20 protein-coding genes are annotated in these 22,084 nt (G+C 49.9%); 16 read left to right on the top strand and 4 right to left on the bottom strand.

The window, feature by feature from the left end; translation table 11 throughout:
- Window positions 1-42 precede the first annotated feature (42 nt).
- The 10 genes from ileS (at window position 43) to ACRRUX_RS00150 (ending at window position 11,323) form a co-directional block, all read left to right on the top strand.
- Window positions 43-2,862: an isoleucine--tRNA ligase gene (gene ileS / locus ACRRUX_RS00195; protein WP_432526164.1), complete on the top strand. Its 2,820-nt coding sequence runs from the start codon at window positions 43-45 to the stop codon at window positions 2,860-2,862.
- 28 nt (window positions 2,863-2,890) lie between these two features.
- Window positions 2,891-3,415: a signal peptidase II gene (gene lspA, locus ACRRUX_RS00190; RefSeq protein WP_432526724.1), complete on the top strand. Its 525-nt coding sequence runs from the start codon at window positions 2,891-2,893 to the stop codon at window positions 3,413-3,415.
- A gap of 4 nt (window positions 3,416-3,419) precedes the next feature.
- The gene (fkpB, locus tag ACRRUX_RS00185) at window positions 3,420-3,839 is read left to right on the top strand and encodes an FKBP-type peptidyl-prolyl cis-trans isomerase (RefSeq protein WP_432526163.1); all 420 of its coding nucleotides are present in this window, start codon (window positions 3,420-3,422) and stop codon (window positions 3,837-3,839) included.
- A gap of 39 nt (window positions 3,840-3,878) precedes the next feature.
- Window positions 3,879-4,823, top strand: a complete 945-nt coding sequence (gene ispH, locus ACRRUX_RS00180; RefSeq protein WP_432526722.1) for a 4-hydroxy-3-methylbut-2-enyl diphosphate reductase — start codon at window positions 3,879-3,881, stop codon at window positions 4,821-4,823.
- A 279-nt stretch (window positions 4,824-5,102) separates the two neighbouring features.
- Entirely contained in the window at window positions 5,103-5,666 is a 564-nt protein-coding gene (gene pilV / locus ACRRUX_RS00175; RefSeq protein ID WP_432526162.1) for a type IV pilus modification protein PilV, read from the top strand.
- 9 nt (window positions 5,667-5,675) lie between these two features.
- The gene (locus ACRRUX_RS00170; RefSeq protein WP_432526161.1) at window positions 5,676-6,641 is read left to right on the top strand and encodes a PilW family protein; all 966 of its coding nucleotides are present in this window, start codon (window positions 5,676-5,678) and stop codon (window positions 6,639-6,641) included.
- Window positions 6,642-6,650: 9 nt separating this feature from the next.
- Window positions 6,651-7,088 (top strand): pilus assembly PilX family protein, encoded by a 438-nt coding sequence (locus ACRRUX_RS00165; protein WP_432526160.1) that lies wholly within the window; start codon window positions 6,651-6,653, stop codon window positions 7,086-7,088.
- Window positions 7,089-7,091: 3 nt separating this feature from the next.
- Window positions 7,092-10,601: a pilus assembly protein gene (locus ACRRUX_RS00160; protein WP_432526159.1), complete on the top strand. Its 3,510-nt coding sequence runs from the start codon at window positions 7,092-7,094 to the stop codon at window positions 10,599-10,601.
- A gap of 15 nt (window positions 10,602-10,616) precedes the next feature.
- Complete coding sequence (locus ACRRUX_RS00155) at window positions 10,617-11,015, top strand: type IV pilin protein (protein ID WP_432526158.1); 399 nt, start codon at window positions 10,617-10,619, stop codon at window positions 11,013-11,015.
- Window positions 11,015-11,323, top strand: a complete 309-nt coding sequence (locus tag ACRRUX_RS00150; protein ID WP_432526156.1) for a TapY2 family type IVa secretion system protein — start codon at window positions 11,015-11,017, stop codon at window positions 11,321-11,323. Before ACRRUX_RS00155 ends, ACRRUX_RS00150 begins: the two co-directional genes overlap by 1 nt.
- A 93-nt stretch (window positions 11,324-11,416) precedes the next feature.
- On the opposite strand, the gene ACRRUX_RS00145 is transcribed toward ACRRUX_RS00150, so the two are convergent.
- Together ACRRUX_RS00145 and ACRRUX_RS00140 are read right to left on the bottom strand one after the other, a co-directional pair.
- Entirely contained in the window at window positions 11,417-11,932 is a 516-nt protein-coding gene (locus ACRRUX_RS00145) for a GspH/FimT family pseudopilin (protein WP_432526155.1), read from the bottom strand.
- An 88-nt stretch (window positions 11,933-12,020) separates the two neighbouring features.
- Complete coding sequence (locus ACRRUX_RS00140) at window positions 12,021-12,530, bottom strand: GspH/FimT family pseudopilin (protein WP_432526154.1); 510 nt, start codon at window positions 12,528-12,530, stop codon at window positions 12,021-12,023.
- A gap of 183 nt (window positions 12,531-12,713) precedes the next feature.
- Between ACRRUX_RS00140 and ACRRUX_RS00135 the strand changes: the two genes are divergently transcribed.
- Window positions 12,714-13,052 (top strand): P-II family nitrogen regulator, encoded by a 339-nt coding sequence (locus ACRRUX_RS00135; RefSeq protein ID WP_432526153.1) that lies wholly within the window; start codon window positions 12,714-12,716, stop codon window positions 13,050-13,052.
- A gap of 50 nt (window positions 13,053-13,102) precedes the next feature.
- On the opposite strand, the gene ACRRUX_RS00130 is transcribed toward ACRRUX_RS00135, so the two are convergent.
- Complete coding sequence (locus tag ACRRUX_RS00130; RefSeq protein WP_432526152.1) at window positions 13,103-13,939, bottom strand: phospholipase A; 837 nt, start codon at window positions 13,937-13,939, stop codon at window positions 13,103-13,105.
- Between the two features lie 63 nt (window positions 13,940-14,002).
- On the bottom strand, window positions 14,003-15,031 hold the full coding sequence (locus tag ACRRUX_RS00125) for a LacI family DNA-binding transcriptional regulator (protein WP_432526150.1): 1,029 nt from the start codon (window positions 15,029-15,031) through the stop codon (window positions 14,003-14,005).
- A gap of 423 nt (window positions 15,032-15,454) precedes the next feature.
- Here ACRRUX_RS00125 and ACRRUX_RS00120 point away from each other — a divergent pair, with 423 nt between their 5' ends.
- From ACRRUX_RS00120 to ACRRUX_RS00100, 5 genes are all read left to right on the top strand, one after another.
- Window positions 15,455-18,073 (top strand): TonB-dependent receptor, encoded by a 2,619-nt coding sequence (locus tag ACRRUX_RS00120; RefSeq protein WP_432526149.1) that lies wholly within the window; start codon window positions 15,455-15,457, stop codon window positions 18,071-18,073.
- Window positions 18,074-18,131: 58 nt separating this feature from the next.
- Window positions 18,132-19,661, top strand: a complete 1,530-nt coding sequence (locus tag ACRRUX_RS00115; protein ID WP_432526148.1) for a tryptophan halogenase family protein — start codon at window positions 18,132-18,134, stop codon at window positions 19,659-19,661.
- 165 nt (window positions 19,662-19,826) lie between these two features.
- Entirely contained in the window at window positions 19,827-20,525 is a 699-nt protein-coding gene (locus tag ACRRUX_RS00110; RefSeq protein ID WP_432526147.1) for a SapC family protein, read from the top strand.
- 392 nt (window positions 20,526-20,917) lie between these two features.
- The gene (locus ACRRUX_RS00105) at window positions 20,918-21,091 is read left to right on the top strand and encodes a transposase-like zinc-binding domain-containing protein (RefSeq protein ID WP_432526146.1); all 174 of its coding nucleotides are present in this window, start codon (window positions 20,918-20,920) and stop codon (window positions 21,089-21,091) included.
- Window positions 21,078-21,458, top strand: a complete 381-nt coding sequence (locus ACRRUX_RS00100; protein WP_432526145.1) for a transposase — start codon at window positions 21,078-21,080, stop codon at window positions 21,456-21,458. Before ACRRUX_RS00105 ends, ACRRUX_RS00100 begins: the two co-directional genes overlap by 14 nt.
- Window positions 21,459-22,084: the final 626 nt, after the last annotated feature.

The following is a 22,084-nucleotide window of genomic DNA, read 5'->3' as shown; positions in this document are numbered from 1 at the left end:
ATCAACAGCAATAATGACTGTTGAATTAATGGTATAGGATCAATGAGCGACTATAAATCTACTTTGAATTTGCCGGAAACCGAGTTTCCGATGCGAGGCAACCTGGCTAACCGTGAGCCGGAAATGTTGAACCGTTGGACCCAGGATGGTCTGTATCAACAAATCCGTGAAAGCCGCACCGGTGCCAAGCCTTTTATTTTGCATGATGGCCCTCCATACGCCAACGGCAGCATTCATATTGGTCACTCAGTTAACAAGATCCTCAAAGACATTATTATCAAGTCCAAGACGTTGTCTGGCTATGATGCGCCTTACATCCCGGGTTGGGATTGCCACGGTCTGCCGATTGAACTTAAAGTCGAGCAAAAAGTGGGCAAGCCAGGTCAGAAAATTTCTGCTGCCGAATTCCGTGCAGAGTGCCGTAAGTATGCTCACACTCAGGTAGAAGGGCAGAAGGCTGACTTCATCCGTCTTGGCGTGTTGGGTGACTGGGACAAGCCGTACCTGACCATGGATTTTGGCACTGAAGCCAACATCATCCGGTCTCTGTCCAAAGTGATCGACAATGGCCACCTGACCAAAGGCGTTAAGCCGGTTCATTGGTGTACTGACTGTGGTTCTGCGCTGGCTGAAGCGGAAGTTGAGTACGAAGACAAAACTTCGCCTGCTATCGACGTTGCTTTTGAAGCCGTTGACAGCGCTGCTGTCGCCGCCAAATTTGGCGTTCAAGGTTATGCGTTGCCGGTTTCCATGGTGATCTGGACGACCACACCGTGGACCCTGCCTGCCAACCGTGGTCTGGCGGTAGCGCCAGAGCTTGAGTATGTGCTGGTTGAGTACCAGGTTGAAGGTCAGCGCCGCGCGGTGATCCTGGCAGAGGTATTGTTCGAAGCCTGTATGAAGCGTTTTGGCGCTGAGTCTTATGACGTGCTGGGCCGCATCAAGGGCGCTGAGCTGGAACTGGTGCGCTTCAAGCACCCATTCTATGCATTTGACGTGCCTGCAATCCTCGGTGACCACGTAACTACAGATGCCGGTACTGGCGTAGTACACACAGCTCCAGGTCACGGTCAGGACGACTTTGTGGTCGGCCAGAAGTACGGCCTGGAAGTGGCTAACCCGGTTGGCGACAACGGCGTGTACAAGCCTGATACCGAATTCTTTGCCGGTATGCATGTGTTTAAAGCCAATGATGCCGTGGTTGAGAAGCTGAAAGAAACCGGCGCGCTGCTGCATTACGAAGCATACCGTCACAGCTATCCACATTGCTGGCGCCACAAGACCCCGATTATTTTCCGTGCAACGCCACAGTGGTTCATCTCCATGGATCACAAAGGTCTGCGCACTCAGGCATTGAGTGAAATTAAAGACACCCAGTGGATCCCTGAGTGGGGCGAGAGCCGCATCGAGAAGATGGTAGAGAACCGTCCTGATTGGTGTATTTCTCGTCAGCGTACCTGGGGCGTGCCGATCACCTTGTTTGTACATCGCGAAACCGATGAACTGCACCCTGATTCCGTTTCTCTGATGGAGCGCGTGGCGCACCGTGTTGAGCAGCAGGGTATTCAGGCCTGGTGGGATTTGGACGCCAAAGAGTTGCTGGGTGACGAAGCCGAACAATATCGTAAAGTAACTGACACGCTGGATGTGTGGTACGACTCAGGTTCTACCTTTGAAACCGTGGTAGCTGCCCGTCCTGAGTTCCATGGCGCCGATATTGACCTGTATCTGGAAGGTTCTGATCAGCACCGTGGCTGGTTTATGTCATCCCTGATGCTGTCGACTGCCATGAATGGCAAGGCACCTTACAAGCAGGTGCTGACCCATGGTTTCACTGTGGATGGCAAGGGCCGTAAGATGTCCAAGTCCATTGGTAACGTGATTGCCCCACAGCAGGTGACCAACAAACTGGGTGCCGACATTTTACGTCTGTGGGTGGCTGCTACCGATTACAGCGGTGAAATGACGGTATCTGATGAAATTCTGAATCGCAGCGCCGATGCCTATCGCCGTATTCGTAACACCTGTCGTTTCCTTTTGGCAAACCTGAACGGTTTCAACCCTGAAACTGACATGATTGCCATTGAAGATATGGTAGCGCTGGATCGCTGGGTTGTTCGCCGTGCAGCCGCGCTGCAGGAAGAGCTGCTGGCTGCCTATGACAAGTATCAGTTCCACATTGTTACTCAGAAACTGATGCAGTTCTGCTCTGTTGAGCTGGGCGCCTTCTATCTGGATATCATCAAGGACCGTCAGTACACCGCCAAGCGTGAAGGCCATGCCCGTCGCAGCTGTCAGTCGGCACTGTTCCTGATTGCAGAAGCCATGGTGCGCTGGATTGCGCCGATTATGAGCTTTACTGCGGATGAAATCTGGCAATTGCTGCCGGGTAAGCGCGACAACTATGTATTCACCCAGCATTGGTTCGATGGCCTCAAGTCAGTGACACTGGACAGCGATCTGAGTGATGACTATTGGCAGCAACTGCTGACCGTTCGTGATGAAGTGAACAAGGTGATTGAACAGGCCCGCCGTGACAAGCGTATTGGTGGTTCGCTGGAAGCTGAAGTGACCCTGTTTGCTGACGACGCGTTGGCGGCAGAGCTGGCGCGCATCGGTGATGAGCTGCGCTTTGTGCTGCTGACTTCCAAAGTGACTGTGTTGCCGCTGACTGAGGCCACCGATGCTGCGGAAACTGAAATGCCTTCATTGAAGCTGGCGATTGCCAAGAGCGAAGCACAAAAATGTGAGCGCTGCTGGCACTACCGCGAAGAAGTGGGCACAATCACAGGTCATGAAACCCTGTGTCAGCGCTGTGTGACCAACATTGAAGGCGAAGGCGAAGATCGCCGCTTCGCCTGATTTGGAGAGCACCACTATGGCCAATGAAATGGACAAAGGGCCCGCAAGCTGGCGTGACAGCGGCTTGCGCTGGTACTGGGTGGTGGTGCTGGTTTTCCTTGCGGACCAGCTTTCCAAACAGTGGGTGCTGGCGAATTTTGATCTCTATGAGTCCATCAAAATTCTGCCTTTCTTCAATCTGACTTATGTGCGTAACTACGGTGCCGCGTTTAGTTTTCTGAGTGATGCCGGCGGTTGGCAGCGTTGGCTGTTTACCGTCATTGCCGTTGGTTTCAGTGTCATTCTGACCTATTGGCTCAGACGCCAGAGCGCTGCATTATGGCGTTTGAACCTGGCGTATACGCTGGTCATCGGCGGCGCGCTGGGAAATCTTATCGATCGTTTGATGCATGGCTATGTGGTCGACTTTCTGGATTTCTATTGGAAAACCAGCCATTACCCGGCATTCAATATTGCTGACTCGGCAATTTGCGTCGGGGCGGCATTGATCATTTGGGACGCATTCATGTCACCAAAGGAACAAAATGACACAGATTCGGCAGTTAAGGAGTAACTGGATGTCTGAACGTGCACTTTTGTGCCATATGAATATTTTGCTGGCCGATGGCTCAACGGCTGACAGCACCCGCGCAGCGGGTAAACCAGCACGGTTGAATATCGGCGATGGCAGTCTGAGCCCCGCGTTTGAAGCGCAGCTTGCTGAACTGCATGTTGGTGACAGGCACAGCTTTACCCTGAAGCCTGCAGATGCGTTTGGTGAGGTGAACCCGGATGCTATTCATCATTTGGACAGAGCACGTTTTGCTGCCGATATGGAACTTAAACCGGGTGTGATCATCAGCTTCGCCGGCCCTGGTGGCGCTGAGATCCCCGGTATTATCCGGGATGTTGCCGGAGACTCAGTCACAGTGGATTTGAATCATCCGTTGGCCGGTCATACGGTGACATTCGAACTTGAAGTGATGCAGGAACTTTAATTTATGCAACAGCCTATTCAATCTCCTGCCGATACCAAGCTGAACATTATGCTTGCCAATCCACGTGGCTTCTGTGCCGGTGTGGATCGTGCCATCAGCATTGTAGAGCGTGCGTTGGAACTGTTTTCGCCACCCATCTATGTGCGTCATGAAGTGGTTCACAATCGTTATGTGGTGCAGAATCTGAAAGACCGCGGCGCGGTTTTTGTCGAGGAGCTGGATCAGGTTCCTGATGACAGTATCGTTATTTTCAGTGCCCACGGGGTTTCCCAGGCGGTTCGCCAGGAGGCAAAACGTCGCGGCCTCAAAGTGTTTGATGCGACCTGTCCGTTGGTGACCAAAGTACACTTGCAGGTGACCCGTGCCAGTCGTAAAGGGATCGAATGCATTCTGATTGGTCACGAGGGCCATCCGGAAGTGGAAGGCACCATGGGACAGTACGACAATCCAGCAGGCGGTGTGTATCTGGTGGAGTCTCCTCAGGATGTAGCTGCACTTGAGGTCAAAAATCCTGACAACCTGTGTTTTGTTACCCAAACTACGCTGTCAGTTGATGATACACTGGATATTATCGCGGCGTTGCAGGCGAAATTTCCTTCGATCGAAGGTCCGCGTAAAGACGATATTTGTTACGCCACCCAGAATCGTCAGGATGCGGTGCGTAAACTGGCGTCTGATGTAGATCTGCTGATTGTGGTGGGTTCCAAGAACAGCTCCAACTCCAATCGACTCAGAGAGCTGGCAGAAAAAGCCGGTACTCAGGCTTATTTGGTGGATAACCGGGATGATATCGATGCTGCTTGGTTTGCTGGCGTCAGCAAAGTGGCGGTAACCGCCGGCGCGTCTGCTCCAGAAGTTCTGGTGCAACAGGTTGTTGAAGCTATCGCTGAGCGGGCACCCAGTGTGGTGACCGAGATTGAAGGTCGCAAGGAAGATGTGGTGTTTGCGGTGCCGGCAGAGCTCAGGCTGAACTCTGATAATTAGGTTGTCAGCGACTTTAAGTGCAAATAGTAGATTTTTGCAGATGAAATAAAGAGGCTTCGGCCTCTTTTTTTTATGGCTGAAAATTTTTTGATGTTAATTTCCGCCAGGGCCAGATAAGTGTGCTGGATTTTGCTGGTTGGTTAGAATTCAATTTTACTCTGCGCTTACAAACTGGTCATATCGCATTAACTCGAGTAGTATTGTACTAATCAGCAGAATAATAACGAAAATCTGCAAGGACGGCGTCAGAAAACTGGCGATTTCAGGAGATTTGACAGCATGGGTCGCTCACATTCCGGTTTCTCGTTAATCGAAGTTTTGGTGGCTTTGATTATCCTGACCATCGGCCTTATCGGAATATTCAATCTTCATCTGGTTGCCAAACGTGGCAGCTACGAATCTTTTCAGCAAACTCAGGCTGCTTATCTGGCGTCCGATATCATTAGTCGCATGAAACTCAATCGAACAGAGCTGACCTCCTACGCCGGCACGTACACGGGGGGACTATCTGCTCCTGCTGTGCAATGTGACGTCGCAGTAGGGGGCAACGTGATTTGCGATACCTCGCAAACCCGACTTTGGGATCTTTATCAATGGGAAACGCTTATCCGCGGAGAGACGGAAATGGTGGCGGATAATAATGTTGGGTCGCTGGACAATGCTCAGGGCTGCATTCTGGTTAATCCTGCCAATGGTGAAGTGACAGTCATTTTGAGTTGGCGCGGGATCAGAACACTCAGAGACAGCAGTGGTGCGGTAGACAGGTTCGGTGAATGCAGTTTTTCTAACAGTGCGGATGCCGCCAAGCGTCGTGCTTATGCCGTAACTACTGTGATTATTTAGGTGAAGCGAATGGATGCAAAACATACTCAGCAGGGATTGTCTTTGGTCGAGCTGATGGTGGCCATGGTCATAGGTCTGTTTTTGACGCTGGGTGTATTCACTATGTTCAGTATGTCCTCGGGGAACGTCAGAACGACCAGTCAGTTTAATCAGTTGCAGGAAAATGGCCGGATAGCGCTGGCGTTGATGGAGCCTGATCTCAGTCAGTTGGGTTTTTTTGGTGACATCACCGGAACTGAGCTCATTCCCGGTGGCAATACTCAGGTTATTGCTGCAGTCCCTGCCGATGATTGTGTCGGTGGCGGTGTGAATAATGCGACATTACCCAACACAACTGCCGCACACTTCCGGCGCCTTTGGGGATACCAACAGGGCGGGGCAGATTCTCTCGATTGTCTGAATGGCGTACTGGCCGGAACCGATGTAATTCAAATCAAACGCTTGCTGGGGCCAGACGTCACGGCTCCCTATGATGTCAATCGTTATTACATTGGTACAACGGCTAATGAAGCAGTGATTTTTACCGGTAATCAGGCTGCCCCGACGTTGGACAATGGCCGATTCTGGGAATACCAGCACCATGTTTATTACCTGAGAAACGACAGCAATGACATTCCGGTGCTGCATCGCAAAACACTCACGTCGGGCGGGATGAATAACGACGAGCCTTTGGTCGAAGGGATAGAGAACATGCAGATACTCTATGGCTTTGACAACGATGGTGATGATACTGCAGATACCTTTATGCCTTCGCAGAATGTGACAAATTTGATGTGGGATAACGAACTGTTCCAGCGTCTGGTGGCTCTCAGGGTGTTCCTGCTGGTCAGGTCCATTGAGGCAGATGCCAGTTATGTCAATAAATCTGTATACCAATTGGGAGACCTGACGTTGGGACCCTTTGAGGATAATTTCAGGCGTAAAGTGGTGGCATCAACCATAGTGTTGGAAAACCCGGTTTTGATACGAAATTAGGCGATGAACATGAAGAAACAACAGGGTGTAGTGCTGTTTTTTTCGCTGATTGTACTGTTGATGATGACGGTTATCGGTGTGGCATTGGCGGTTAACTCAAGCCAAAGTTTGCGTATGGCCGGAGCTGGCTCTGATAGAGTCGAGGCGTTGGCTGCGGCGCAGGGGGCGCAGGCGATTGAGCTGGCTGATAAATCCGGCAGTCAACTGGCCAACCTGGATTCCACCATTGTCGAGACCCGAACGCTGAGCGGCATTACCAGTACCAATACCATTGATCCGCTCGAGTTTGGTGATGTGAATTGTCAGCGCAGCGCTGATGCCAGCAGTACCAATTTGATCAGTTGCCGTCGCATGGAGATTTCCACCGAGGCAAAATTTGGCCGCGACAATCTGGGGCGTTTGACCGTGGTTACCGGAGTAGAACAAGAGGTTTTAACAGGAAGCTAAGTCATGTTATCTAGACGATATGTTGCGGCTATGACTATGGCCGCTGCGTGTTTCGTCGGTGGCAGTATTGCCGATGATACTGAGTTATATGTGATGGAGTCGAGTTCCCGCACCGGTGCCCGACCTCAGGTACTTATCATATTCGACAACTCCGGCAGTATGGGAACACGGGAATATGTCGAAGACTTCTACCCCAGAAATGATACGGTCAACAGCGCAACCAAACTGTACTATACCTATTCGAGCGAGCATATGCCGGTGGTGGGGGACAGTCGCAGTTTTGTTCAGTCAATCAATGGTTGCGCGACTTCAAAGAAATATCTTGAAGACTACGGCATGTTTACCGGATTTATCCGTGAATATACTTTCAGCGGTCAGTCCGGTGCCTGGAAAGAACTGCCAACCGACAGTCAACCGGTTGGGATTGCGCTGGATTGCTTCGAGGATATTGATAACCGCAATTTTACCAATGCCTCTAATCAGGTCTCAGGTTTGCCGGTTGACGGGTTGGGGACTGTCGTCGCGCCGGTAATCTACACAGAGGTCGATGGCGGTTCTACTCAACATGAAGTTGATACTGCTGTTGAAAAAGCGCTCAGAACGGGATTTGGTACAGGCAGACCCGTCACCGTTTATACCGAAAATTATATTAATTGGTATCACGGCACTAAAACCTCCAGTTACAAAAGCCGTCTGTCTATCGCCAAAAGAGTTATGCAGGACACTGTGGTGACCACGCCGGGTGTAGATTTTGGTTTGGCCATTTTTAATCTTAATTGGCCTTCTGAGGGCAGCCGCGATGGTGGACGGATTATTGCCGGCATTCGTGATATGGATGAGAGCAATCGTCAGACGCTGTTATCTACAATTGACTCTTTGCCGGCAGAAACCAATACCCCATTGTGTGAAACGCTGTATGAAGTTTATCGCTATTATTCAGGCCAAAGCGTGTTGTATGGCAATGCAGACAGTAGCGTTTACAACTGGTATGTCGGTAATCGTCCCGCCAAGGATGAGTCCATTATCAAGAACGGGGTGTATGAATCGCCATTCAAACCCTGTCAGAATCGGGCTTATGTAGTATTGATCACCGATGGCCAGCCGACGGTTGACAGCAACGCCAATACTGCCGTGAAAAATTTGCCCGGAGCAAATCAAAACGCTGTTCAGTCCAACTATCTGGCAAGCTTGTCCGGCTGGATGAACACTCATGATGTTAATCCCAATGTGACCGATGACCAGAATGTCAGCACCTTTACCATTGGTTTCAGCGATGGTGCCACCAATGCTGCCCCATTGCTGACCAAAGCGGCTGAAGTCGGTGGCGGTAAGTACTTTGCCGCCAAGAATGCGGTTCAGTTGCAGTCTGCTCTGCAGCAGGTGTTTACCGAAATCCTGGAGGTTAATGCCAGCTTTACTTCTCCTTCAATTGCCAGCAATAACTTCGATCGCACTCAAACTTTTGATTCAGTGTATTACGCGATGTTTTTGCCCAATAAAGGCCCTCGATGGCAGGGCAACCTCAAGAAATTCCGGGTGACCGGCAATGGCGACATTGTTGACAGAAATGGCAATCCCGCGATTGGCGACGATGGTAACTTAAAAAACGCCGCCTGCTCATATTGGACATCCGCCGAAACCTGTGGCGGCGCTCCTGGCGGCGGTGATGGCAATGATGTGCAGTTAGGTGGTGCAGTTGAAGTGCTTAGAAAGGCATCGAGCCGGAAACTCTACGGTAATTTTGGTGGTGATGGTGCACTGAATGATTTTACTGTCAGCAATGCCGCATCGGTTGCGGGTTCGCGTCAGGGGCTTGCGGATCATATGGGCATTGATAAATCTGAGCTGGATGAAGTGTTTGCCTGGGCGCGTGGACAGGATGTGGATGACGATGATCAGGACACCAATGTCACTGAAAGTCGTCAGGACATAATGGGGGATCCGCTGCACTCCAAACCACTGGCTATTAATTATGGTACGGCAACCAGTCCGGATATTCGTATTCTGCTTGGGACAAACCAGGGTTTTTTGCACATGTTCCGTGATACCGGGGACGCAGTTTCTGAGAGTTGGGCGTTTATGCCTTACGAATTGTTGGCTAATCTTCCCGAGTTGAAGGCCAATATTCCCAGTGGCGTACATTCGGTATATGGACTGGACAGTTCTCCGGTGGCTTATATCAAAATGGGGGCGTCGGGTGTCGAGAAAGTCTGGGTATTTTTTGGTATGCGTCGTGGCGGGAAATCTTACTATGGGCTTGATATTACTGACCCGGACGCGCCTGAGCTGCTGTGGCAAGTCAGTTCAGATGACGTTGGTTTGAGCGAACTTGGGCAGACCTGGTCAGAGCCAGTGGTGACCACCATCCCCGGCTGGCCTTCGGGTAATACCGATCCCAAGAACGCAAAGCCGGTCGTTATCATCGGTGGCGGTTATGCTCCTGTGACCAAAGACACCACTGCTATAGGGGGCGCTGACAGTATGGGAAGGGGGGTGTTTGTGCTGGATGCCCAGTCCGGTGCCCTGGTGCACTCTTTTGGACTTGCCAGCGCCAATACTTATATGAATGGGTTGAGCGACAGCATCCCCAACTCAGTGGCGATACTTGACAGTAACAGCGATCATCTAACAGACAGGATTTATGCCACTGATACCGGCGGCAATGTATGGCGTATCGATATGCCCGGGCCTAATCCAGAGAGTAGTCAGAATCCCTGGACTGCATTTAAATTTGCGGCGCTGGGGAGCAACACCAGTGTGCCCTCGGACAGACGCTTCTTTGCTGAACCTGCAGTGGCGCAGACGATGTTTACCAACATCAGCCAGGTGTCAGTTTCCCAGAATGGGCAGACAACCAGCTCGCTGGCATATCAGAATGTGCCCTACGACGCCGTCGTTGTCGGGAGTGGTATGCGCCCCAGTCCGTCGGACAAGAGCCGTAATGATATGTTTTTTGCCCTTCAGGACAGACATGTGGTCACGCAATCATTCACTGGTAGTGGCGATAGCCCCATACCGGCGCCTTTGTACTTGTCCAATCTCTACGACGTCACTGACAGTGCGCCAGCGAGTGATAACACCGCAGACAATATTGAATTTGGTCAGAAGCGGGGATGGTTTTATGACTTTTCTGCTGAAGGAGAAAAGTCCCTCGCCGGCGCATCAATCATTCAGGGGCGGGTGTATTTCACCTCTTATGTCCCGGGCGATACCGGGACAGCAGATTCTTGCCTGGTTGCCGGGCAGGGGCGACTCTACAGCTTTGATTTGCATCGTGGGACTCGTACCTATAGTCATGAATTTCTTGAAGTTGGTGAGCGCGTACCTGATACTCCTCAACTGGTGATCCCGCCCAATGTTGGCGGTGATAGTTATATGTATCTGATTGGCATCGGTAAAGCAGCCACTGAAATGACACCCGTCAACAGTGTCAAGGGGTGTGCTGCCGGAGATAATCGCTGCGTCGGTGGCGGTTTGGGAGCCAATCGAATTTATTATCATATCGACGAGTAGTGAAATATGCATTGGATGCAATTCAGACGCAAAGGCAAAGGATTTACCCTGATAGAAGTCATGATAGTTGTAGTGATAGTCGGGATCCTGGCTTCGATAGCCTATCCTTCCTATACCAAGTATGTTGCCAAAGGTGCACGCTCAGATGCGATTGCAGAGATGATGCGCATTGCCAATTTGCAGGAGCAGCATTATTTGGATTTCAGACGCTATACCGCTGACATGAAAGAGCTGGGATATGGTGCAGATCCGATGGAAACTGAACGGGGTTTGTATCAGATTGACGCAACAGTTAACGGGGCGTCATTTGAAGTGAAAGCGATTGCACTCGGAACTCAGGCTGCCAGAGATGCGGAATGCACGCCGCTCACCCTGAGTTCCACGGGTGCCAAAACTAAACCGGAGTGTTGGTAATGAAAGGATTGATTTCGGTAAGTCTGGTGTTGGTGACTTGGGCGCTGTCAGCAACGGCTGTTGATGCTAAAACCGAAGATAAAAGGGATTATAAGTGTTATCTGAACACAACGATTGGAGAGCAGATCGGTTTCTATCGTTGGCCCGTGAAACAGAGAAATCTGTTGATGGCAAAGTTAGTGGGTTCTCAGGCATTCAGTAACAGTAAGCCAACGCCGTACATAAAAGAGGTGATAGAGTGTGTAGGGCTGGATGATGAGTTCAGCACTGCGCCTGCCCAGGCTCTGGATAAGCAGACCGTCAGATAGTGCTGATAAGTGTTTTTGATGTCGTTGAAAGGCATTGGCCGAACAAGAATTCTGCCGGGATTAACTCCCGGTAAGGGTATTGGTTGACCTTGATTATTCGCTGCCTGCCGCAGGGCAAGTCACAACTGCATCGCTCCTGCGGACTTTACCGCTTCGGGAAAGCTCAGTGGCAACTGAGGAAGCTGATGTACGACTGCCCGGGCAGTATTTGAATACGCCGGTATCAAAGTTCCCGGTGATTAAGCCGGTAGAGCTGAAACTCACACTGTCTTTGTCATACACCAAGTAGTCATCACTGTTGAAGCCTGAGTGCTCTTTCAATATGACCATCTCGTTATTAGGTTTTCTCAGATAAATTAAAAAACCATCAATCCAATTGTTCCCACATGCTCCATTATTATTCGGACACACAGTGACAGTGGTGCCGTAGCTAACTGCCGTTGAACGGGCAAAAGCCAGGGCTTGTTGTAACTCACTGTTGGCGCTGCTGGCGCGGATTTGTTCATAGGTGTTTTTCATAGAAGGCACACCGACTGTGACCAGAATGACAAAAATTGTCACGGTGATCATCAGTTCAACCAGAGTAAATCCCTGCGACCTTGCACTCATTGGATGTGTCCGGAATGTAATGAATGTAAGGTGATTATATCTTGCTTGGCGGGGGTTTACATCTGCCAATTGGTTGACTGTTGACCTATTATTGACAGATCACAGGTCCTTCTCCATCCCTCACTCTGCCCGCATTGTTGACGACCAATGACAGTGATTGGGTGCTGGTTTTGCTGCTTGGGCAGTAGCGAAAGGTTCCGTTGGTGCCGGATGCCAGTCCGGTTGGCAGAAAACGAATCGAACTTCTTGAATAGGAAACTGTGTCTTTCGCCGGGAAAGGCCCTATAACCTGCAGGATTCGGTCATCCCCATCGATTTCATTACCATTGCCATTATCGATGAACATCGTCAGCCCAAGAGACCAGTCATTACTGCAGCTGTTGGCGCTGACAGGACAAACGGTTATCCGGGTGCCATAGCTGATGGCCTGATTTCTGGCTGCAATCAGAAAATCCTGTACCGTGTTTATCTGACTGTCAGCACGATAGAAATCGTAGGTTTTCCCCATATTCGGTACTGCGACCATCATCAATACCATGGCAATGGTCAGGGTTATCATTACTTCGACCAGAGTAAATCCCACATATCTGTTCATCATCTCATCCTTGAGGTTCGTATGTTCCTGCTGCGCAGTCTTTCCGGGGATGCCGGGAGTGCTTTTATAGTTTAGTTGAGTGATAGGCTGCGCGGATAAAACACGACGGGATTTATCAATCGATCCGGCTCGTGCTAAGCTAAGACGTTGTTCCCCATAGATACATAAATATTCCAGGAGTGGTTAATGAAGAAGGTTGAGGCCATTATCAAGCCGTTTAAATTGGATGATGTGCGTGAAGCACTGGCTGACATTGGTATCACCGGCATGACAGTGTCCGAGGTGAAAGGCTTCGGTCGTCAGAAAGGACATACTGAGTTGTATCGTGGTGCTGAATACATGGTCGACTTTCTGCCGAAAGTGAAAATTGAGCTGGTTATTCAGGATGAATTGCTGGAGCAGGCTCTGGAAGTGATAGTTGAGACCGCCCGTACCGGGAAAATTGGTGACGGCAAAATTTTTGTTACGGATATTGAACGTGTTATTCGTATCCGTACCGGTGAAGAAAACGAAGAAGCGGTTTAATCACCACTGGCTACAAGGACACTGTGAGTGTCCTTGTAGCCCATCGCCAATCACAGAGCAATACCTATCCCAACGGCATTGTCATAGTGATTGTAGTCCGAAATGGTTAACCCATAGCCACTCTGCAATTTCAGATATCCATGCAGTTGTTTGTAAATCGGGAATTGCCAGCTAAGTTCCTCATATCCTTCTGAAAAACTGCTTTCAAGCTGATTTCTGAGCGTCAGCTTCAGCTGATGATTGCCGGGTGTCCAGGCCAGTTGGATGTCGCCATATCCCATAAAGTCTTCAATGTCTGGATTATAGTTGTGGCTGTTGTGAATTGAAGTGCGGACCCAGGGACGGATGTTTACTCTCAAGTCATCACTGCCGAATTGCAGATCCACATAAAAGCGGTTCCAGCTGCGTTCATATTTCCCGCCTTTACCATTCGACTGATGCATGAAGCCGACGCTGGTATGTCGCCATTGCCACTGCGCTGAGTTGTCCCCATGCTGGAATACCCAAAAGAGTTCAGGCTGATATTGGGTATCGCGGAAATACGCCGAGCTGTCATAAGCTTGCCAGTTGGCAATCTGGCTGTAGGCAAAGTACAGACCATCATTTTGGGTAAACATATTGGCAAGCAGGCCATATTTGAGACTCAGCTGAAACTGGAAGTTGGTTTTGCTGATCTCGCCGCCATTGGGATTTTGCGGGGCATAGTACTGCTGATTGGGTTGAGTTGTGTAATACCAGGGCAGGAAATAGTTGTCGCCATATGCACTGAGGTGGAACTGATCTTCCTGCGGTGAGTATTTCTGAGAAAATTCCTGTTCATTTGCATGTACCGCGAACGCAGTCAGTGAGCAGCCTAAAACGACTGCCAAGGTGTTCATTTTCGACATATTTGTTTCCAAGGCCAAGGACAGAATGGAAATAGTCTACTGACAAAATTCGCAGTACATCCATTAAATCTTGTTTATTGGGGGAACTTTGTCGCTGGATTCCCTGATAATTGCTTCGGGTACGAAAACGGTTGATTTCGGCGCTTTTTGTTGTTGTCTGGTGGCAATGAGAACCTGAGTAGCGACCCTGGCTATCTCGCTGTTTGGCTGATGCACGGTTGTCAGTTTGGGCCAGGTCTGACGGGAGAAGGGGCTGTCTTCAAACCCGACGATGGACAATTGTGTTGGAACTTCCACGCCGTCAAGTCTGGCAGCAACCAGCACACCGGCAGCAATTTCGTCGTTACAGGCAACAATAGCCGTGGGGCGCTGTTCAAGTGCGAGCAGCTGTTTGGCCCCATTGACTCCGGACTCGAATGAGTACTTGCCTTCAACGATATAATGCTCGGGGATCTGAACCCCTCTGGCCGACATTGCCTGTTGATAGCCCGCCAGTCGTTCAAGTGTTGACTGGTGACTCATCTCCCCGGTCAAAAAGGCGATGCGGGTGTGGCCCAGAGCCAGCAAATGCTCGGTAATATTTACTGCACCGGTGCGGTCATCTACCAGGACACTGAGCCCGGACTGGCCGTCTGCTTCAGCGCCGGCAATAATGCGAACATAATTCACATCAATGGCATCAAGGGCGTTTAACACAGCAGGATCTTCAGACAATGGAGGGGTCAGCACCAGTCCTGCCAGTCTGGCCTGATTAACCAAAGCGACCAGTTTGTCACAAATCCCTTCTTGCGCGGCATCACAAGGATGGATCAGCAACTCATATCCCTGCTCACGGCAAGCCGACAGAATGCCATTTTGCATATCAATAACGTAGTAAGCGTTGGGGTTATCGTATACGAAGCCGATCACATAGGATTTGGTGCCAGCCAAACTTCTGGCTGATTGATTGGGCTGGTAATTTAACGCCCTGATCGCTTCGTTAACCTTATCCACGGTGGCTTGCTTGACTGACGGTTCATTGTTGGTCACCCGTGATACAGTCTTGATGGAGACGCCTGCGTACTTGGCTACATCGTGAATGGTGACTTTCATTAATGGGTCCGTTTTTTGATGTATGGTGATTAATGGCTTGGGAGAGTATGAGCACGACTGTATAAATCGACGAACTCCCATTTCCTGCTGCTCCTTAAGTTCGCTAATTATTGTGCTTATTTGTATCTAAAAACAAATGTTTGTATCGCAAAGCCGGCTGATGTCATGGTTTCCCTCGGGGTATGAATATCCTTTCCAGTTCATCACTATTATCACAACATATTGTTTACATTGGCGAAATTCCTGAACGGTTCACATTTGGTTGGTATCTTGAATATCAAAATTTAACCATTGGTTATTTTGTTGTGGTGTTGTAGTTATTTTTTGTGTAATGTCTATCGCCAGACATGACAGCGTTGTCATTCCTGGTGGAATGGTTATGGATATAAAAAACGATAAGAAAAACTAAAGAAGGGAAACGAGATGCGACCATCAACCTTTAGAAAATCTGTACTGGCGACGAATATTGCAGTGCTGCTTGGCGGCGCTGTTTCTTTACATTCCGTAGCCGCGGATACCACGACCCCTGCAGCCGATGATATTGAGAAGATTGAAGTCCGGGGGATCCGGGCATCTCAAAAGGCAAACCTGAATGCCAAGCGTTTTGCTGATGCCGTTGTCGATGCGGTAACTGCAGAAGATATCGGCAAATTCCCGGATTCAGATATCGGTGAGTCCTTGGGACGTATCCCCGGGGTGACGGTTAACCGTCAATTCGGTCAGGGGCAGCAAGTCTCTATCCGTGGCGCTTCCAGCCAATTGACCCGTACATTGCTTAATGGTCATGCGGTGGCGTCAACCGGTTGGTATGATCAGCAGGCGATTGACCGCAGCTTTAACTATACCTTGTTGCCTCCGGAAGCTATTGGTGAGATTGAAGTTTACAAATCATCCCGTGCAGATCTGGTCGAGGGTGGCATAGGCGGTACTGTCATCGTTAACACCCGCAAACCAATGGATATGGATGCCAATATTGTCTATGTCAGCGCCAAGGGTGATTACGGTACGATTTCTGAAGAGACGGATCCCCAGCTATCCGGTCTGTATTCCTGGAAAAATGACGATGAAACTTTCGCGTTTCTGGCTTCCGGTTCATTTGCCAAGACAGACTATCAGCGTAATGGTATCGAATCTCTGTTGGAGTGGGGGGAAATTGTTCCCACGACTTTCCAGCAACAACGCGAGCGTACTACCGTCAATGTCGGCTTTCAGTATCGTCCTACCGAGAACCTGGAATTTGGCGTGAATTACCTGAGCATGGAGCTGGACGCTGACAATGCCAACACCTCCATCTTTTTGTTCCCAACCCAACAGGGTGAAAGCACCTGTAACAGCACCAACGCGGCCGGAGTGTGTACGTCTATCACTCACACAGGTAAAGATGCCTTTGCCTGGGCGCAAACCTGGGCCCGTAAGGCCAGCATGAGCTCTGACACCATTAACCTTGATTTCGAGTATGAAGGTGATGGGTTCACTATTGACGCCATGGTAGGTAACAGCCAATCGGATGGCGGCACCAAGTTGACGTCCAACTATGGCAATTCCATCGGTAATCCAGCAGATTTTGCCGGTATCTATGATGCTACCGGTGATGTGATCAAGATTGATATCGCCAACAAGTATTTTGATGCCGGCGATTTCAACGGGCAGCTTTCTCCTGCGGGCTGGTCATTGAAGAAACAACCCAATTCAGATGAAGAAACCTACGCCCAGTTCAATGTCACCATTCCGGTGGATTTTGGCGCGATCCGCAGTATCAAGACTGGTCTTCGCTACGCTGATCACGATGTGACTCAGATGACAGACATCGCCATAGTCAAAGATGGTGTGCCCGCCTATGATGCTTCCCGCTACTACAGCGGCACAGTGTCTTCCGGTGCCGGGTTTACCCTGCCGCAAGCCAACTTTGACGCCATGATCAATGACGCCTACAGCGCGATTGATGGCTTCAAAATGGATAAATCCGGTTATGGTACCCTGAATGAGAAAAACTTCGCCGCCTATGTGATGGCGACCTTTGAAGCCGAGGGAGTACGCGGTGATTTCGGTCTGCGTTACATCTCATCAGAGGTGGCGTCGGATTACTACGTGCTGAACAGTCAGGGACAATTTGCTGATGCGTTGAGCACTGACAAAGCAGATTACAGCGATGTATTGCCAAGCATGAACCTGGTGTTCGATCTGGCGTCTGACGTGCTGCTGCGCGTGACGGCCTCTCAGGTGATTTCCCGTCCAAACTATGCAGACTTGTTTGCGACGTCCACTCTGCCCGGACTGAATGATGATGTGCCCAACAACGAGAAGCTGAACAAAGGTTCGGTTGCACTGAAGCCGTTTAAGGCGACTCAGGCTGATTTGGGGCTGGAGTGGTACTTCTCTGAAGATGGTCTGGCGTCGGTGACATACTTCATCAAGGATGTCAGCTCGTTCATCACCACAGAGCAGAAGCTCAATCAGAGTATCGGCATTGTGGATGACAAGACGGCTGCTGAAGGCATCAGCTGTAACGGCAATCTGGGTGACTGCTGGACTGTGTCTTACAAGAAGAACGCCAGCGGCGGTCGGATTGAAGGTTTTGAGCTGCAGTTGCTTGATTCCTTCGATAATGGTTTGGGTTATCAGGCCAATTATACCTATGCTGATGCCAGCTCTCCGGCTGAAAACTATCCGGATGGTATAGGTGTATTCTCTGATTCATCCAAGCACACTGTTAACCTGATGGGCTTTTACGAAACGGATGATTTTGCCGTACGTCTGGCCTACAACTGGCGCAGTGAGTACATGCTCCGTGAGCTGCCGGGATTCTATGGCAACCGCGAGCATCAGCCCTATGGCACACTGGATTTGAGCGCGACCTATGCGTTGACCGATTATCTCGATGTGACGTTCGAAGCCGTCAACCTTACCGAGGAAGACAGCATTCAGAAAGGTATTTCGGCAGTGGATAATGAAAACGTAATCAAAGAATTCAAAGACGATTATCCGGTATGGAGCTTTGAAGGCGAGGCCCGTTATAAGCTGGGTGTTGCGCTGCGTTTCTAACCTGTTGAGCTATCAAAGGGCCCGGCTTAGCCGGGCTTTTTCATATCAAGGAGTTGCCGTGGAAAAACCATTCAGGATTGCTATTCTGGGCGGGGGCAGCGCAGGTTGGCTGGCCGCCAATCATCTGGGGAAAGTTCTGCAGGGACGCACTGACGTGACTGTGACTTTGCTTGAGTCTCCTGACATCCCGACTATCGGTGTCGGGGAGGGTACTGTGCCGGCAATACGTCAGTCACTGAAGTCCTTTGGTATCCGAGAGACTGATTTTATCCGCGCCGCCGATGTTACCTTTAAGCAGTCAATCCGTTTTAACAACTGGTTGTCTCACGGGCGACATGGCCGTGATAACTTTTATCACCATCTGTTTGACCGGCCCAATCTGCTGGGCTGCGATCTCACTCCCTGGTGGCTGGAGCAGCGACGCGGGCATTATGCCGCCTCTGTGTCGGTTCAGCATGCTGTGTGTGAAGCGAAGAAAGCCCCTAAGCTCATTACCGAGCCCGAATATATCGGTACGCTCGGCTATGCCTATCATCTGGATGCTCGGAAATTTGCCGCGCTGCTGGCAGAAAATGCCAGAGTCAAATTTAAGGTTAACCATATTCAGGCAAAGGTATTGCAAGCTCGTCTGGATCTCGATGGTTTCATTCAAAGTCTGCAAACGGACTGTGTGGGAGAGCTGGAGTTTGATTTTTATATTGATTGCTCAGGTTTGCGCTGTCAGTTGCTGGGGCAATCCCTGAATGTCCCGTTTGTGGATGTGTCTGATACCCTGCTGATCAATCAGGCACTGGCGTTGCAGGTTCCAACCGCGCCGGACAGTATTATTCCGCCTTACACTCTGGCGACCGCGCATCAGGCCGGATGGATTTGGGATATCGCCCTGAGTTCTCGTCGGGGAACCGGCTTTGTTTACTCTGACAGGCATATGACAGAAGCTCAGGCCTGTCGTAAATTTTCCCGTTATCTGGGGGTCGATGAAGACAGCGTTGAGTTTCGAAAAATCCCCATGAGCAGTGGTTACCGTAAGGTTAGCTGGGCGAAAAACTGCGTGGCGCTGGGGCTTGCACAGGGATTTTTGGAGCCGTTGGAGGCTACCTCCATCATGCTGACTGACTTCGCCGCAGAGCTGCTGGCCAAGCGATTGCCACTGCATCGTCAGCAAATGGAGTTATTGGCGACACGTTATAACCGGGTGATGAGCCATGCCTGGACGCGGGTGGTGGATTTTGTAAAGTTACACTATCTGTTGTCAGATCGGCGCGACAGCGATTTCTGGCGGGACAATCAGCAGTTGTCCGCTGTATCAGATGAATTGAAAGAGCGCTTGCAGCTATGGCGGACATCCGTTCCTCTGGTTGAGGATTTTGCCACCCGGTTTGAGGCCTTTGATCTGGATAACTACCGATATGTGCTGTATGGCATGGATTATTCCAGCGAGCTTTGCGCAATGTCCGATGTGTTGCGGCTTCAGTTGCAACAACAGGCTGAACAAACCCGGGATTGGGCGCAGCAGCTGGTGACCCAACTTCCCGCGCATCGTGCATTATTAGATAAGATCAAAGAGTTTGGGTTACAGCTGGCATGATCATCCGAAGCCGGGAAATCATAAGATAATTTGAATTTGTCATGCCTCAAACCGGGATCTGTAAATAGATTTGGTGTAGATTGATGCCCTGTGAATATTTCCGAACTTGTTCGACCGGGGCACGGAGTTCTTCGGTAACAATAACGATAACGAATGGAGAAAGTTATGACGCAACCTATTACTCTGCTGGACAGCAATAAACACGGTGATTTAAAGATTGGCAAAGTTGATTTCAGTCATTTGGCCGATCAGCATATTGTGCCTGTCACGCTGCATGAGATTGGTCGCGCCGCTATCGATTACCCGGTAGTGTTCGTGAAAAACAGTGAAACAGGTGAGTTTCAATCTGTGGCCATGCTGGGGCTTAAACTTGGTCAGAACCTGATGGTGAAAGATGGCCAATGGCAATCTTTGTATCTGCCTCATGTCGTTCGCGATTATCCGCTGGGCCTGGTGCTCAATCCTGATGATAAGGAAAGAGTCTGGATTGGTATTCGCGAAGCAAGCAGTGCTGTGGGCACAGAAGAAGGTGAGGCGCTGTTTAACGGCACTGAAGAGACCGAGTATCTGGCCGCCCGTAAAAATGCGCTGATTGAACACTTTCAACAGGATCAGGCCAGCCGGGCATTGGTCAAAGTGCTGGCTGAATTGGATCTGTTTCTGCCGCAAACCCTGACGGTGGAAGTGAAGGGTGAAAAGCGTAACATCAATGGCATCTATCTGATCAATGAAGCAAAATTGAATGATCTGAGTGATGAGCAGTTCAGCGATCTGCGTAAACGTGGCCTGTTGGCACCTATTTTCAGTCATCTCACTTCTTTGGGGCAGATCAACCGTCTGGCCCGGACAGAAGCTCAGGCATAACGGCTTACCTTCTTTTCTGAAACCGGCGAAAGCCGGTTTTTTTATACCTGCGATTCTTCAGTGACGCTATCTGCAAAGGTCTCGATGTCAGTGGGCGAAGGGCGTAACCGTAAATATGCCAACAGTATCAATTGGCTGACGATTTTGTGGAATAGGGATGCAACGGAATGATGTTGCCGGGCATAGGGTTATACCAACTTCATTGGTTATGTTTTACTTAAGTGTTGTTTGGCTGTGCATTTATACAGTGCAACAACAAAAGGAGCGCGATGATGTCTTCTTTATTACTTGAGTTGGATCTACAGACCGCGGAATTATCACCAGAGTTAAAGCAACGACTTATCGTTGCTCTGCAGCGGCAAGTCGACAATACTTAAAGTATTAACTTGTTGATGAAGAACGATAAAATCACCTCCCGCTGCGTACATTGTCATACCGGCGGTATCAGAAAACAGGGCAAACACAATGGTCGTCAACGTTACCGCTGTCCTGATTGCCTTAAGATCTTTATGTGTCCCACTAAAACACCATTTTCTGTCCGCTCCGAATCAAGTGAAAGCAGATAGCCTTTCAGGGATCATCGAAATAGATGAAACCTTATTTCGATACTCAGAGAAAGGAGCGCGGAATCTGAGCCTATTGACTCATAAACGCGGTGGCGACAATGCGGGACGTGGTCAAGGTAAAGGTGACTGGGTACCTGTTTTGATGGCACGAGATCGAAATCGTCAAGTCTTCGATATGTGCCTCGACTTAGCTGATGGGACCTATCTTACCAGTCTGCTGAAGGAAAGAATTGCTGATGATTCAGTCATATGTAGCGATGGATTTCTTTCCTACAAGAAAATGGTCAAAGGAATGAAGGTCAACATAGCCAATGAAGTTGGTATTATCTGTGACGGTATCAGCCGGCGGCAGGCATTGTGCCTGTAATGCCGGTGCCAGTTTGGCGTCCGGATAAAGGCATTGCGTGTTTGATTTTCGGCGCGATCAGTTGCCTCCGGATGTTGGTATAAAAGATATGGATACTGTCATCGTCACTGAGTGGTGGTCATTGCTCTGACGGTGGATTGATAGTCAGCATTGCAGCAGCGCTGGCAGTATGAGCAATGCAGGTCAGCACGCAAAGTTGCTGGTGGGAGTAGAGTCAGGCATCTGCACCTAATACAAGGCCAGAACGGGTCGATGACGGCCGATCGTTATGATGTGCCGTGGGATGACAAGCGACAACCGCCCGGCGGCACTGATGTGGCGATGTTGCGGCCTGGTCGGCGTATTATCGACGCAGAGGTCGCCTGTGTTTCATAGGCTGTGTTTAAGAAGCCAGGCCGATTAAAGAGTTTGAGCTGGTCATACTGTCGTGCCGGGCATTTTGATAAGTGCATGACGGAAAACGCCTATCAACAAGTAAAAAATATGCGTTAATAATGTGGATCTTTTTGTGTGTTTTGTGTAAATTCAAATGACAGCGTTGTCATTTGCTTGTGTGACACGCTGTTTTTTGTAAGGTCTGCATGGATAGGAAGAGGTCTCTTATTCATGTTTTCAGTCATTTGCAG

The sequence above is a fragment of the Shewanella sp. GXUN23E genome (assembly GCF_050865035.1).
Taxonomy (GTDB): Bacteria; Pseudomonadota; Gammaproteobacteria; order Enterobacterales; family Shewanellaceae; genus Shewanella.
Note: the sequence above shows the minus strand (reverse complement) of the source record. Positions and strands in the feature narration are given on the sequence as shown.

Excerpts from the sequence above, each read along its gene's own strand:
- ileS (WP_432526164.1), top strand. The coding sequence starts at position 43 with ATGAGCGACTATAAATCTACTTTGAATTTGCCGGAAACCGAGTTTCCG.
- lspA (WP_432526724.1), top strand. The coding sequence starts at position 2,891 with ATGGACAAAGGGCCCGCAAGCTGGCGTGACAGCGGCTTGCGCTGGTAC.
- fkpB (WP_432526163.1), top strand. The coding sequence starts at position 3,420 with ATGTCTGAACGTGCACTTTTGTGCCATATGAATATTTTGCTGGCCGAT.
- pilV (WP_432526162.1), top strand. The coding sequence starts at position 5,103 with ATGGGTCGCTCACATTCCGGTTTCTCGTTAATCGAAGTTTTGGTGGCT.
- ACRRUX_RS00170 (WP_432526161.1), top strand. The coding sequence starts at position 5,676 with ATGGATGCAAAACATACTCAGCAGGGATTGTCTTTGGTCGAGCTGATG.
- ACRRUX_RS00165 (WP_432526160.1), top strand. The coding sequence starts at position 6,651 with ATGAAGAAACAACAGGGTGTAGTGCTGTTTTTTTCGCTGATTGTACTG.
- ACRRUX_RS00160 (WP_432526159.1), top strand. The coding sequence starts at position 7,092 with ATGTTATCTAGACGATATGTTGCGGCTATGACTATGGCCGCTGCGTGT.
- ACRRUX_RS00155 (WP_432526158.1), top strand. The coding sequence starts at position 10,617 with ATGCAATTCAGACGCAAAGGCAAAGGATTTACCCTGATAGAAGTCATG.
- ACRRUX_RS00150 (WP_432526156.1), top strand. The coding sequence starts at position 11,015 with ATGAAAGGATTGATTTCGGTAAGTCTGGTGTTGGTGACTTGGGCGCTG.
- ACRRUX_RS00145 (WP_432526155.1), bottom strand. The coding sequence starts at position 11,932 with ATGAGTGCAAGGTCGCAGGGATTTACTCTGGTTGAACTGATGATCACC.
- ACRRUX_RS00140 (WP_432526154.1), bottom strand. The coding sequence starts at position 12,530 with ATGATGAACAGATATGTGGGATTTACTCTGGTCGAAGTAATGATAACC.
- ACRRUX_RS00135 (WP_432526153.1), top strand. The coding sequence starts at position 12,714 with ATGAAGAAGGTTGAGGCCATTATCAAGCCGTTTAAATTGGATGATGTG.
- ACRRUX_RS00130 (WP_432526152.1), bottom strand. The coding sequence starts at position 13,939 with ATGTCGAAAATGAACACCTTGGCAGTCGTTTTAGGCTGCTCACTGACT.
- ACRRUX_RS00125 (WP_432526150.1), bottom strand. The coding sequence starts at position 15,031 with ATGAAAGTCACCATTCACGATGTAGCCAAGTACGCAGGCGTCTCCATC.
- ACRRUX_RS00120 (WP_432526149.1), top strand. The coding sequence starts at position 15,455 with ATGCGACCATCAACCTTTAGAAAATCTGTACTGGCGACGAATATTGCA.
- ACRRUX_RS00110 (WP_432526147.1), top strand. The coding sequence starts at position 19,827 with ATGACGCAACCTATTACTCTGCTGGACAGCAATAAACACGGTGATTTA.
- ACRRUX_RS00105 (WP_432526146.1), top strand. The coding sequence starts at position 20,918 with ATGAAGAACGATAAAATCACCTCCCGCTGCGTACATTGTCATACCGGC.